Here is a 13,185-nt window from a genome sequence, read left to right as displayed (position 1 = left end):
CACTGGGCGCCCCCGCGTGGCGGTCACTTGCCGCTGCACAGCAGCGCGCTGAGGTTGCTGGCGCCGCCCGCGCAGAGCGTGATGCTGAGCTGGCTGTGCCTGCCCTTGGGGCCCTTGCCTCCGCCGGTGGCGACGGTGGGATCCATGGCCTGCAGCTCGAGGAGCGTCATGAGGATTCACCTCCTCCCTCACCTCGTCGGGACGGGGGGACTGTGCCGTGCGGCGCGTTCCGCCGGTCGCTGGGAGCGAGGAACGGCAGCCGTACGGGGCTGGTGTGGAGCGCGGAGCCGACGGCGAGCAGGACTCCGGCGCTGCCGGTGGCCAGGTCGGTGGAGAGCCGCATGAGCTGCTCGCCCGGGAAGGCCAGGTGGCCCCGGTAGGCGAGCGCGTGGCGGGACAGGCGGCGGATGTGCCCGGCGACGACCGGGTCGCGTTGCGCGGCCGTGCCCGGGGGGTGTGGCCGGCTGAGGCAGAGGATCATTCCCGCCAGGCCCTGGAAGAGCCCGGACTGGATGTAGAACCGGCCCGTGGTCGCCGTGCGGATCGCGGCGGACGCCGCGCGGAAGGTGTCGTCCTGGCGGTGGGCCAGGTAGTCGTCGAGCACGAGGCCGATCCCGGCGCTGCCGGTCCCCAGGTAGGGCAGGGTGCGCCAGCCCTCGTCGACCTCCATGGACCCTCCTTCGCGCAGGACGCAGCGGCGCAGGTCCTGCCGGAGCGCCGTGCCGGCCAGGTCGAGGAGTTCCGGCTCGCCGGTGTGTTCGTACAGCCGCAGGAACATCAGGGCCGGTCCGGTCGAGCCGTGCAGCAGCCCGGCCGTCGGGGTCTCGGCGGTGTCGTCCCGGGTGTCGTCGGCCGCGCCCAGACGGTCGGCGACGAGGGCCGCCACCGTGAAGGCGGCGTCCCGGAACGCGGGGTCCTGGGTGGCCGCGGCGAAGTGCTGGAGGTTCAGGCCGATCCCGGCCAGGCCGCCGTGCAGGTCGAGCCCCAGTTGCTGCCACTGCTCGCCCAGGCACATGTCGAGGACCTTCGTCGCCTCCTCGCGGTGGCCGAGGTGGCCGAGCGCGTAGGCGACGCCGTGCAGGCCGTCGTAGAGGCCGAGGCGCGCCCCGGGTTCGGGGTGCAGGGCGTGGCGTACGAGCCACTCCTCGTGGTCCGGGCGGCGGCCGGCGCCGACCGTGTCCAGCGCGTAGAGCACCCCTGCCGCGCCGTGCGCCAGGCCCAGGCCCCCGCCCGGCACGGTGAACTGCTCGACGTCGCCCGGGAAGAGCCGGTCGTCGCGCTCGGGTGTGGCGGCCGCCAGGATGGCGTCGGCCAGGGACGCGCGGGTGCGCGGCCAGCTGTGCCGGTCCGGTTCCAGCCGCCGCGGGGTGCCGGTGCCCGCGCCTACGCCGGTGCCGTTCCCGGCGATGGTGCGGACGGCGTCGTCGAAGAACCCCGGGGGGACGGGGAAGGTCCGGGCGGCTTCCTCGGCGAGCTGCCGTGCCTTGCCCGCGTCGAGCGGGAACAGGTTGGTGAGCGGCAGGAAGAGGAAGAGGCGCAGGCAGGCCAGTGCGTAGCGGTCGATGTCGGGACCGGTCAGGTCGCGCGGGACCACGAAGCCCGGGGCCGCGAGGCGCTGGCTCGTCCGGTCGGTCATCTCCGCGACGCCCTCGAAGTCGATCAGTACGAGACGGCCGTCGGGGCGGACCAGCATGTTGTCGGCGTGGAGGTCGCCCACGACCAGGCCCCTGGCGTGCACGGCGTCGACGGCGCGCTCGACCTGGTCCAGCATGTCGAGGACCCAGGCGGTGTAGCCGCCGGTGTCCATGTCGGTGGTCTCCGGCAGGACGAGGGGGCAGCGTTCCACGAAGAGGCTGTTGAGGGTCGGTCCCTCGACGAACTCCTCGACCAGGAAGTGGTGCTCCCCGAGGACGAAGTGGTCGAGCAGGGCGGGCACGCAGTCCAGTCCGCGCAGCCGTTCGAGGGCGTCCCGCTCGCGGTGCTGCCGGGTGACGGCGTCGGCGCCGTCCAGGGTGAGCCCGGCGTGGGGGCGGGCCTCCTTGAGTACGACCCGCTGTCCGGTCCGCAGGTCGTGGCCGGTGTAGAGGCCGCCGCCGTTGGAGAAGTGCAGGGCGCTCTCGATGCGGTAGGGCAGGTCGGCGACGGTCGTCCGGTTCCGTTCGGCCAGGTGCGGTTCGAGGAAGGCGGGCAGGGTCACCCAGTCGGGCACGCGGAACACCGGTCCGCGCACGTCGGGCACGAGCCGGCCGGAGGGGTCCTCGATCGCCGGCACCAGCTCGCCCTCGGGCGACAGGCAGGTCCGGACCGCGAACCCTCCGTACCGGACGTACAGCGGGCCGTCCCCCCAGCGCAGGTCGCTGAGGATGTAGGGGCCCGGACGGCCCGCCAGGACGGGGCCCAGCTCGTGGAGGACCGTTTCGAGCTGGGCCTCGTCGGCCGGGTAGATCGTGACGAACTTGCCGCTGGAGCCGCGGGGGGCGTACTTCGCGTTGGCGAGGAGGAGGTGGTCCTCGCTCGGCAGGAACTTGAAGGCGACACGAGCGGGGACGCAGTAGTCCCACACGGTGGCCAGGACGTCCCGGGCCGTGCCGGGGGTGGCGGACACGTGGATCTTCCAGCCCTGCGGCGGGAGCACCAGGCCGTCGGGGGTGAGCACCACCCAGCTTTCCAGGTCGGACCGTACCCATCCGTCGGGGGCCGGACATCGGGCCTGTTCGAAGCTGTCGCTGTGGCCTTTGGCGCGGGCCGGGGTGTCGTAGAAGTCCGGGTCCATGAGGCAGAACGCCTCGTAGCGCATGTCCACGGGAGTCTCCCGGGTCTCTGCCGGTGGGGCTCGGTGCCCGTAAGGCGGATCCATGGGCTCCTGTGATGAGAGGAGCCGGCTGGACTTCGTGGGGGGAACGTTCACCCGGGGTCACTACCGAGGATGGCAGAGTCGATCGCCGCGGAACACCTCCGTTCGTCACGCGTGCGGCGGGAGATCGTCACCCCGGGGCCGGGAGGAACGACGAGGTGCCCCGGGTGGTTTCGACCGGCCGCGGCGGTCAGCGCCCGCCGCGGATCAGCCCCGTCAGGTAGCGCCACAGCGAGGACCGCTGCCGGGCCGACGGGTCCGGCAGGACCTCCTGGGCCACCTCCGGCGCGGGGTCGTCCGTCACCGGCCGCGGGGGCGGCGCCGAGGCGAGGGAGTACCGCACGGGCAGTGAGCGCAGTCCGCGCATGAACGGCGAGGAGCGCCAGGGCAGTTGGTCGGCGGGCAGGGCGAGGTCGAGGTGGTCGAACCGCTCGAACAGGCGCCCCACGCCGGCCGCCGCGACCGTGGAGGCGAGCTCCCGCGCCGGGCACTGGCGCGGACCGGCTCCCCAGGACAGGTGCGCCCGGGTGCTGATGGTGGTGCCGGAGGCGACGTGGTCGGCGAAGAGCGGGTCGGCGTGCGCGGCGGCGGAGGAGACCCACACCGGGTCTCCGGCGTGGATCGTGTAGTTGCCGAGCGGGGTGTCCCGGGCGGCGAAGCGCGGCACGAAGTTCACCAGCGGCGGCTTGCGCATGACGACGCGGTTCATGCTCTCCCGGACCATGCCGGCGGAGAGGCTGGCGCGTACGCTGCCCTCGCCCGAGATGACCTCCACGACGGTGTTGGAGATGAGGATGCCGACGTGGTCGGAGGTCATGCCGAGCAGCATGAACAGCTCGCGGGCCAGGTGGTCGAGCGACAGGTCCGGGTGCGCGGCCAGCAGGTAGGAGGGGAAGTCGTCGCCGGGCTTCTCCAGCTTCAGGGCGGCGAGTTCGGCCAGGGTGGCCAGCAGGCGCTCCAGCGCGGCCTCGGCGTCCGGGCCCGCGTCGAGCACGCGCCACATGTCCATCAGCGCGTCGTCGCCCTGCGAGCCGGGGAAGCCGAGCAGGTGGCTGGCCACCATCAGCGGCAGCGGCCGGGAGAACTGCGCGGACAGGTCGGCCACGCCGGTCCTGCCGCCCTCGCCGACCAGCGTGATCAGTTCGTCGGCGTAGGCGGCGACGGCGGACTTCAGGCGCTTGGCCTGGGGGTGGCGCGGGTCCTGGAACGGCTTGAGGGCCACGTCCCAGGCGGTGCGCAGCGGCCGGTAGCCGGGGCCGCCCTGGATCAGGATGTGGTTGACCTCCAGGGACGGTCCGAGCGGCCAGTCGGCGGGCACCCGGCCCTCCGAGCGGGCCCGCCAGTTCTCCAGTCCCTTGGGCCAGCCGTCGTCGTCCTGGAGGACCTGCAGCGCCTCGCGGTAACCGAGGACGAGCCAGGCGGGCACTCCCAGCAGGTCGACCGGCGCGACCGGGCCGTGCTGCTGCCGCAGCCGCTCGTACACGAGCGCGGGCCGCGTCTCGTAGTCGCGGGTCAGCAGCGGTTCGGGACTGAGCGACTCCAGCCGCGTGTCGTCCAGGTCCACGGATCCGCCGTCACCCCACTGGGATTCCATCGTCTTGCCACCCTCCGACACGCCCTGTACCGGCACACCATCAGTCGGTAGCCGGAAACGGTGGGGACCCTACCCCAGGCGGAACCCGTGGGTAACGAGGGGGGTGGGTGACGGCGCGACGCGGTCGCGGATCAGGCGGCGCTGTAGCCGAGTTGACGCCGCATGTAGGGCGTCATGAGGGTCTTGGCCTTGGCCAGGGTGGTGGTGCGGCTGCCGAGGACCGCGGACTCGCCGCCCGGCACGGGCAGCATGGTCAGCCCGTCGGTCGCGCCGAACGGCACGATGAGCGGGGTGCGGTGGATCGGGCGGTAGAGGCGCGGCTCCTTGCGGTGCCTGCCGGAACTCTGCAGGTAGGCGCGGATGTTGTGGGCGGCGAGGTCCGCCTGGGCGAGGGCGGCGGGGGTGATCTTGAGTTCGGTGGCGTCGTTGACGTCGCCGACGGCGAACACGTCGGGCTTGCCGTCGACCCGGAGCATGCGGTCGACCTTCACGTGTCCGGCGGAGTTGAGCCAGTCGCCGTGTCCGGCCAGGCGGAGCCAGAGGGTGTTGGGGGTGGTGCCGGTCGCCCAGAAGGACAGGTCGGCCTCGATGACGGTGCCGCGGGCGTCGCGGTAGGTGCCGAAGTCGTTGCCGGGGGACATGAAGGAGTCGAGCCGGACCTCCACGTCGTGGGACTCCAGCCAGGCGAGTGCCCTGCGGCCCGGCCGCTCGCTGCCCGTGGAGTCGAGCAGGGCCGTCCCGGCGTGGGCGAGCGTGACCCGGGCGTCGGGGCGGGCGAGGCGGATCTCGGCGCTGAGTTCGACGCCGCCGGGGCCGCCGCCGACGACGAGGACGTGCTCGGCGGTGGCGATGTTGCGCTGGTGCTCGGCGAAGGACTTGGCCGCTTCCTCGGTGGTGGTGCCGGAGAAGCGGGCCGGTTCGGGGTAGTCGGCGCCGGTGGCGATCACGACCACGTCGTACGGCAGCCGTTCGCCGGTGGCGAGGGCGACCTGCCGCTCGGCGGTGTCGATGCGGACGGCCTTGCCGGCGACCACGCGGCCGTGGTGCAGCAGCCGGTCGTACGGGATGAAGGGCGTGTGCGTCCACTCGGGCCGTACTCCGGCGCGCAGGGAGGCGATGCGGTGGAAGAAGACCTCCTTGCGGTCCACCAGGGTGACCCGGGCGGTGCCGTCCAGCCGCTTCGCCAGCCGGACGCCGGCGTAGCCGCCGCCGATCACCACTACGTCGCCGTCGAACACACCGAGTCTCCTGTGCCTGGTGGGGGGTGCGAGTGCCGCCACGGACGGGCCCCGCTCGGATCGACCCCGGCGGCCACTCGACTGAAGGTGACAGTAGCGCTTGAAACTTAAAGGGATCCCGAGGTTCCGTGCATGTTCCGTGAAGAGATCGGCACGTTGACCGGCCGTCACTTCCCCCAGATCTTCCGGTAGGCCTCCCGGTAGCCCGCCGGGTCCCAGGCCGTGGCGCCGGCGCTGTTGTCGGCGGTGGCGATGTGCACGGGTGCCACGTACCCGCTGGCGGGGCGGCCCGAGAAGGCGCGGTTGAACTCGTCGACGATCTGCCAGCCCTGGAGGGAGAGCGGCTCGGGCACGGTGGCGGCCTGGTACTGCCCGCTGTTGATGCGCTGGAACGCGGACGGGTCGCCGTCGCCGGCGCCGATGTTGAAGGGCGGGCCCGAGCCCTTCTCGCCCGCCGCGCGGAAGGCGGGAGCGGCGTCGGCGAAGTACAGGTCGTTGATGGCGACTGAGTGGGTCCACCGGTCCCGGAACCGGGAGAGCAGGGAGGAGATCTCGCGCGGGGTGCGGCTGCTCGCGTCCGGGATCGGGATGTTCTCCACCGAGAGCAGCCGCACTCCCTGACAGCTCGTCAGTTCCTGCTCGATGAGGTCGGACTTGTTCTTGGCGAAGGGGATCGAGGCGTCGGTGATGAGCACCACCCCGGCGCGGCCGTCCGAGTCGGAGATGACCCACTGCGCGCTGATGCGGGCGACGTCCTCGACGCGGGTGGTGACGTTGGTGAAGAGGTCGGGCTGCCGGCTGGGGCCGGGCTCGGGGACGGCGTGCCAGCCGATGAGCGGGATGCGCTGCGCGTTGGCCCGCGCGGCCTGTTGCGCCGTCGAGTCGGGGTCGAAGCCGCCGATGACGATGCCCGAGGGCTTCAGGGCCACGGCCTCGCTCATCGCGGCCTGGATGCCGGCCGGGGTGCCCCCGCCGTCGATCACCCGGACGTTCCAGCCGATGGCCCGCGCGGCCTCCCGCACGCCCCTCGCGGCGCCCGCGACACCGGGGTTGGTCATGGTCTGGGCCACGTAGACGATGGTCTTGCCGGACACCGCCTCCGGGCCGCCGGTGGGTCCGCCCCAGGGGATGTCCGCCCGCTCCGCCCGCGCGACGGCGTCCTGGGCCCGGGCGTGCACGTCGGGGCAGCCGTTCCGGCCGGTCGCCGTCTCGTCCGGGCCGTCCGACGAGCCGCGTTCGCAGCCGAGGAGGGCGGTGGCCGCCGCCAGCAGGGCGCAGCAGGCGAGCCGCGCGGCGCGGACTCCGGGGGCGGCCTTGCGGGTGCGGTGCACGGGAGCTCCTGTGGGGGGATCGACGCGGCGGGGCGTGGCGAGGGATCAGGGGGGTGGGCCGGCCGGGCCGCCCTCCGCCGCCGTGGCGGACGGCGGCGGGGGTGGTGCGGCCGGGGCGTCGCGGGCCGCGGCACCGCCGCGCAGCCTGCGGCGGGCGGCGTATCCGGCCAGGCCGACGGCGATGAGCAGGGTGCCGCCGTGGAACAGCGGGACCGTCCAGAAGTCGGCGCCCAGTTGGGCGATGCCGGTGAGGCCGACGGCGAGGACGACGACGGCGACGACGGTGCCGAGGGCGTTGGGCCGGCCGGGTCTGATCGCCGTGGCGCCGAGGAGGGCGCCGACGAAGGCGGGCAGCAGGTAGTCGAGTCCGACGCTCGGGTTGCCGATCTGCTGCTGCGCGGCGAGCAGCACCCCGGCGAAGCCGACGATCAGCCCGGAGGCGGCGAACGCGTAGACGGTGCAGGTGCGGGTCGGGATGCCGACGAGGTCGGCCGCGCGGGGGTTGGAGCCGACGACGTAGAGGTACCGGCCGAGCGGCAGCCGCTCCAGCACCAGCCAGAGGACCGCCGCGAGGGCCAGTACGTAGAAGGCGGGGACCGGCAGGCCGAGGAACGTGGAGTCGTAGAGGTCGGTGAAGGCGGGCGGGAGTCCTCGCGGGCCGGGGACGATCCGGCCGCCGTCGGTGATCCAGCCGGTCACGGCGTACATCATGCTGCCGGTCCCGAGGGTCGCGATGAAGGAGTCGATCCGGCCGAACTCGACGATGACGCCGTTGAGGACACCCGCCACCAGTCCTCCGGCGATCACGGTGAGGCAGGCGAGCGGCCAGGGCCAGCCCTCGTGCACCACGAGCTGCATCACCATCACGTGGGCGAGGCCGAGGCCGTAGCCGATCGACAGGTCGAACGCGCCGGTGACGATGGGGACCATGGCGGCGAGCGCCAGTACGGCCGGGATCGACTGGTTGGACAGGATGGAGTCGACGGTGTCCAGGGTGGGGAAGGTGTCCGGCAGGGCGAGGGAGAAGACCAGCCAGAGCAGGGCGGTGAGGACGAGCAGGCCGTAGGCGCCGATGTGGTGCCCGCCCGGGCGGCGCGGACGGCCGGGGCGGCTTCGCGGCCGGGGCGGCGGCGTCATGGACGCGGGGCGGTGGACGGGGGCAGGGCCGAGGCCGCCCGGGTGAGTCCGGCGACGGTGAGGGCGGGGCCGCTCAGCTCGGCCGTCACGGCCCCGCGCACGAAGACCAGGGTGCGCCGGCACACGCTCACGACCTCCTCGAAGTCGGTGGACAGCAGCAGGACCGCGAGGCCCGCCTCCAGCGCCTCCCGGAGCAGGCGGTGGATCGCGGCCTTGGCGCCGACGTCCACGCCCGCGGTCGGCTCCTCCAGGATCAGCAGCCGCAGGTCCGCCCGGAGCCAGCGGCCGATCATGACCTTCTGCTGGTTCCCGCCGGAGAGCGTGGCGACGGGGGCCTCGGTGTCGCGGGGGCGCACCGAGAAGCGGTCGATCAGGGCGGCGGCCCGGGCGCGTTCGCGGCGCGGGCCGATCCAGCGGGGCGCGGGTCCGCCCCCCGCGCGGGGGTTGGCGAGGAGGTTCTCCCGCACGGTCAGCTCGGCGAGGCAGCCCTCCCGCAGCCGGTCGCCGGGCACGAAGCCGACGCCGCGGGCGACGGCCTCCGCGACCGTGCGGGGGTGGTACGGCCGTCCGTGGAGCTGGGCCCGTCCGCCCAGGAGGGGGCCGGCGCCGGCCAGGGCGCGGCCGAGGTCGGTGTGCCCGGCGTCCGAGAGGCCGACCAGGCCGAGGACCTCCCCGGCGGCGAGTTCCAGGCCGACCGGTCCGGTCCGGGCGGTGCGGACGCCGTCGAGGGTCAGGACGGCCGGTGCGCGGGCCGGGACTCCGGCGGGGCGGTGGGCGGCCGGTTCCTCCTCCTCTCCGACGATGTCGCGGACCAGGCGGGCGGGGCTGTGGCCGGCGAGCCGGCCGTGGCTGACGAGCCGGCCGTCGCGCAGGACGGCGAAGGTGTCGGCGACCTGGTACACCTCGTCGAGGCGGTGGCTGACGTAGAGGACGGCGTGGCCGCGGGCGCGCAGGTCGTGCAGGACGCGGAAGAGCCGGGCGCTGTCCGCGGCGGGCAGGCGGGCGGTCGGCTCGTCGAGGACGATGAGCCGTGCGCGTGCCGCCAGGGCCCGGGCGATCGCGACCAGGGAGCGGTCGGCGGGGGCGAGCGCGGAGACCGGCGCGTCGGGGTCGAGGTGCCCTGCGACGATCCGCAGGGCGCCGACGCAGTCCTCACGGGTGCGCCGCCAGGAGATCAGCCCGGACCGGCGCGCGTACCCGGTGGTGAGGGCGATGTTCTCGGCGACCGTCATCCAGTCCACGAGGCCGAGGTCCTGGTGGATGAAGGACATGCTCCGGGAGGTGGCGGGGCTGCCCAGGGGGTGCCCGGCGACCGTGATCTGGCCCGCGTCGGCCTGGTGGACGCCGGCGAGGATCTTGATGAGTGTGGACTTCCCGGCGCCGTTGGGCCCGAGGAGGGCGAGGACGCTGCCGGCGTGGACGTCGAGATCGACCCCGGTCAGCGCGACGGTGCCGCCGAACCGCTTGCCCAGCCCCCGGACACGGACCAGGGGCTCCGGGCCGAAGGGCGAGGCCGCCTTCGCTGGGGTGTCGGGAGCGTCGCGCACCCGAACAAATTACAGCATTTCGGGCATCTTTCAGGTGCGGTGTGCCCGCGCTGCGGCGGCCGGATGTCAGGCCGCGTCGAGCCCGCACTCGGCCCAGATGACCTTGCCCTCGGGGAGGTAGCGCGTGCCCCAGCTCTGCGAGAGCTGCGCGACCAGGAACAGGCCACGGCCGCCCTCGTCGGTGCTGGCCGCCCGGCGCAGGTGGGGGGCGGTGTTGCTGGCGTCGGAGACCTCGCAGATCAGGGTGCGGCCGTACAGCAGCCGCACCCGGATGGGGCCGGCCCCGTGCCGCATGGCGTTGGTGATCAGCTCGCTGAGGATCAGCTCCGCGGCGAACGCGGTCTCGTCGAGCCCCCAGTCGGCCAGGCGCCGCATGGCGGAGGCCCGGACCTCGCCGACGAGCGCCGGGTCGGCGGACAGCTCCCAGGTGGCGATCCGCTCGGGGTCGAGGGCGTGGACGCGGGCGACGAGCAGGGCGATGTCGTCGTGCGGGTGGGCGGGCGCCACGGTGTCCAGGACCGCCTGGCAGGTCTCCTCCGGGGCGCGCTCGGGATGGGCCAGGGCCGCGCGCAGCTGCTCCAGGACGACGTCGACGTCGCGGTGCCGGTCCTCGATGAGGCCGTCGGTGTAGAGGACCAGCTGGCTGCCCTCGGGGAGGTCGACCTCCACGGTGTCGAAGGGCAGTCCCCCGAGGCCGAGCGGGGGCCCGGCCGGCAGGTCGGGGTAGGTCACGGTGCCGTCCGGGTGGACGAGCGCGGGCGGCGGGTGCCCGGCCCGGGCCATCAGGCACTGCTGCGCGGCCGGGTCGTAGACGGCGTACAGGCAGGTCGCGCCGATGACGCCGGCGCCCTTGCCGTCGGGGTCCTCCCGGTCCAGGCGTCCGACGAGGTTGTCCAGGTGGGTGAGGACCTCGTCCGGGGGGAAGTCCAGCTCGGCGAAGCTGCGTGCGGCGGTGCGCAGGCGGCCCATGGTGGCCGCGGAGAGCATGCCGTGGCCGACGACGTCGCCGACGAGGAGCCCGACCCGGGCGCCGGACAGGGGGATGACGTCGTACCAGTCGCCGCCCACGTCCGATTCGGCGGGCAGGTACCGGTGGGCGACCTCGACGGCGTCCTGGTCGGGCAGGCCGTGCGGGAGCAGGCGGCGCTGGAGGGCCAAGACCATGGTGCGTTCGTGGGTGTAGCGCCGGGCGTTGTCGATGGACAGGGCGGCGCGGGTGGCGAGCTCCTGGGCCAGCGAGCGGTCGTCGTCCCCGAAGGAGCCCCCGGCGCGGTAGAAGCTGGCGATGCCCAGGACGACACCGCGGGCGAGCAGGGGCACGGCGATGAGGGAGTGGACGTGGGACAGCAGGCGCGCGGTGTGCTCGGGGTCCTGGGCGAGCCAGCCGGCGGCGGCCTCCAGGTCCGGCTCCAGCACCGCCTCGCCGCTGGTCAGGCAGCGCAGCTGCGGCGCGGTCGGGCCGAAGTCCATGCGCTTGCCGGCCGGGGTGAAGGGCAGGCCCTCGCGAATGCCGTGGACGACCGTGCGGCGCAGGTCGGCGAGGGGGTCGGCGGATTCCTCGCCGCGCAGGACGGCGTCGGGCAGGTCGATGGTGACGAAGTCGGCGAGGCGCGGGACGGCCGTCTCGGCCAGTTCCTCGGCGGTGCGGCGGACGTCCAGGGTGGTGCCGATGCGGGCGCTGGCCTCGGACAGCAGCTCCAGGCGCCGGCGCGCGGCCAGGGCGTAGGCCCCGACGTGCGGCTCCCCCACCATCAGCAGCCCCCTGGCCGGGAACGGCGAGCCGGCACGCTCCTCCCCCACGTCCCGGCCTCCGTCGGGGGTGGGGATCCCGCCCGGCCGGGCGGCGCCCCGGTCGCCCCCGGGGGTGACGGTCTGCTGCGGCCGGGCGGGGTCCCCGCCGCCGTCGGGGGCGACGGTCTCGTCCGGCTCGACGGTTCCCGCGCCGTCGGGGGTGACGGCCTCGTCCGGCTCGACGGCTCCCGCGCCGTCGGGGGTGACGGCCTCGTCCGGCTCGACGGCTCCCGCACCGTCGGGGGTGACGGCCTCGTCCGGCTCGACGGCTCCCGCGCCGTCGGGGGTGACGGTCTCGTCCGGCTCGGCGATCCCCCCGCCCGGTCCGTCCGGGAAGACGGCCGCACCCGGCTCGGCGGTGCCCCGGCCCGGGGCGGCTGTCCCGGACTCCGCCGGCCCGGCGGTACCCCGGTCCCTGTCGGCCCTGGGGCTGTCGCCCCGCTCGGCCGGCCCCCGCACGCCGTCGGCCGCGATCGCCACGCCGGGTTCGGGGGCCAGGTGCCCGGGTGGCAGGGTGAGCGACGGCCGTGCGGGCAGCGGGGCCGCCGAGAGGGCGGCCAGGTCCGGCACAGTGTCCGTCTGATGGGGCAGGACGAGGGGCGCTCCCGCCGGGGCGCCGGGCAGCAGGGCCTCCACGGCGAAGCCCCGCACCCCGGAGGCGCTCGTCATCGGACGGCTCACGAGCGTCACCCGCCGGCCGTCGGGCAGGGTCACGTCGACGGCGGCCCGCTGCGCGCGGGAGATCAGCTCGGCGGCCTTCTCCAGCAGGATCGCCCGGTCACGCGGGTGGAACGCGTCCGCCGTCGCCTCCCTCGCGACGCCGCGGCGCAGCCCGGCGGCTTCCGCACCGCCGGCCGCGTACGCCCGCAGCAGGGCGCGCTCGTGCGCGGAGCTCTGCCCGAGCAGCCGTCGCTCGATGACCTCGGCCGCCCTGCGGATGGTGGCGCCCAGCCCGGGCTGCTCGAAGCCGCGCGGGTAGCCGAAGCACAGGACGCCCTCGATGCGCCCGCTGAGCGGGTCCCGGACGGGCAGCGCGACGCAGGCGTTCTGCTGGGAGCGCTCCGCGAAGTGCTCGGCGCCGTAGACGCGGATGAGCTGCCGCTCGGCGAGGGCCAGGCCGATGCCGTTGGTGCCCGCGACCTGCTCCGCGAAGACGAAACCGGGGACGACCTGGATCGCCGGGAGGCGCCGGGCCATCGACGGGTCCCCGAAGCGGCGCAGCAGCACCGTTCCGTTCGCGTCGGCGACCGAGATGTTGACCTGGCTGCCGGAGAACGTGGCCTGCAGCCGGTCCAGCACGGGCACGGCCGCGCGGACGATGCGGCCGCCCGGGTCGAAGTCGTCCCGGTAGGGCAGGTCGGCCCCGTCCGGCGACAGCCCCAGGGACCGGCAGCGCCGCCACGAGTTCAGGATGGACGCCCGCACGCCCTCCTCGACCGGCTCGCCCTGGAGGAACCGCGCGCGAAGACGGGCGGGCCCCGTGCCCTCAGTCGCACGACCCGCCGGCTGGGGTTCCTCGCCGGACCGAACCACGCTCCGCCTCACTTGTCCCCGCGACCATCCGGTGCTCGGAAGAATTCCTGCTTGTCGGAGGAAAATCTTGCATTGATGAGGATACGGGCATTACGGGCACGCGTCACGGTGTGCCGGAGCGCCCGGGGACCGGCGGCCGGGCGGGCCGGACCGGGCGGAC

General features: G+C 74.6%; 8 protein-coding genes. All 8 read right to left on the bottom strand.

Features of this window, described 5'->3' with window-relative positions; translation table 11 throughout:
- Nucleotides 1-23: 23 nt before the first annotated feature.
- The 8 genes from ABZ948_RS00545 to ABZ948_RS00510 all read right to left on the bottom strand — a co-directional run bounded on the left by ABZ948_RS00545 (nt 24) and on the right by ABZ948_RS00510 (nt 13,025).
- Nucleotides 24-170, bottom strand: coding sequence for a SapB/AmfS family lanthipeptide (locus tag ABZ948_RS00545; RefSeq protein WP_359755939.1), 147 nt, complete (start codon nt 168-170; stop codon nt 24-26).
- Nucleotides 167-2,803, bottom strand: coding sequence for a class III lanthionine synthetase LanKC (gene lanKC, locus ABZ948_RS00540; RefSeq protein WP_359755938.1), 2,637 nt, complete (start codon nt 2,801-2,803; stop codon nt 167-169). The genes ABZ948_RS00545 and lanKC overlap by 4 nt, the downstream gene beginning before the upstream one ends.
- Nucleotides 2,804-3,044: 241 nt before the next feature.
- Entirely contained in the window at nt 3,045-4,448 is a 1,404-nt protein-coding gene (locus ABZ948_RS00535) for a cytochrome P450 (protein ID WP_359755937.1), read from the bottom strand.
- A gap of 131 nt (nt 4,449-4,579) precedes the next feature.
- On the bottom strand, nt 4,580-5,686 hold the full coding sequence (locus tag ABZ948_RS00530; protein ID WP_359755936.1) for an NAD(P)/FAD-dependent oxidoreductase: 1,107 nt from the start codon (nt 5,684-5,686) through the stop codon (nt 4,580-4,582).
- 167 nt (nt 5,687-5,853) lie between these two features.
- A complete protein-coding gene (locus ABZ948_RS00525) occupies nt 5,854-7,017 on the bottom strand; it encodes a substrate-binding domain-containing protein (RefSeq protein WP_359755934.1) in 1,164 nt (387 codons plus the stop codon).
- Between the two features lie 45 nt (nt 7,018-7,062).
- Nucleotides 7,063-8,154: an ABC transporter permease gene (locus tag ABZ948_RS00520; RefSeq protein WP_359755933.1), complete on the bottom strand. Its 1,092-nt coding sequence runs from the start codon at nt 8,152-8,154 to the stop codon at nt 7,063-7,065.
- Nucleotides 8,151-9,701 (bottom strand): sugar ABC transporter ATP-binding protein, encoded by a 1,551-nt coding sequence (locus ABZ948_RS00515; RefSeq protein WP_359755931.1) that lies wholly within the window; start codon nt 9,699-9,701, stop codon nt 8,151-8,153. The genes ABZ948_RS00520 and ABZ948_RS00515 overlap by 4 nt, the downstream gene beginning before the upstream one ends.
- Nucleotides 9,702-9,767: 66 nt before the next feature.
- Complete coding sequence (locus ABZ948_RS00510; protein ID WP_435857434.1) at nt 9,768-13,025, bottom strand: SpoIIE family protein phosphatase; 3,258 nt, start codon at nt 13,023-13,025, stop codon at nt 9,768-9,770.
- Nucleotides 13,026-13,185: the final 160 nt, after the last annotated feature.

This window comes from Streptomyces olindensis (assembly GCF_040645895.1).
Lineage (GTDB): Bacteria > Actinomycetota > Actinomycetes > Streptomycetales > Streptomycetaceae > Streptomyces > Streptomyces olindensis.
Note: the sequence above shows the minus strand (reverse complement) of the source record. Positions and strands in the feature narration are given on the sequence as shown.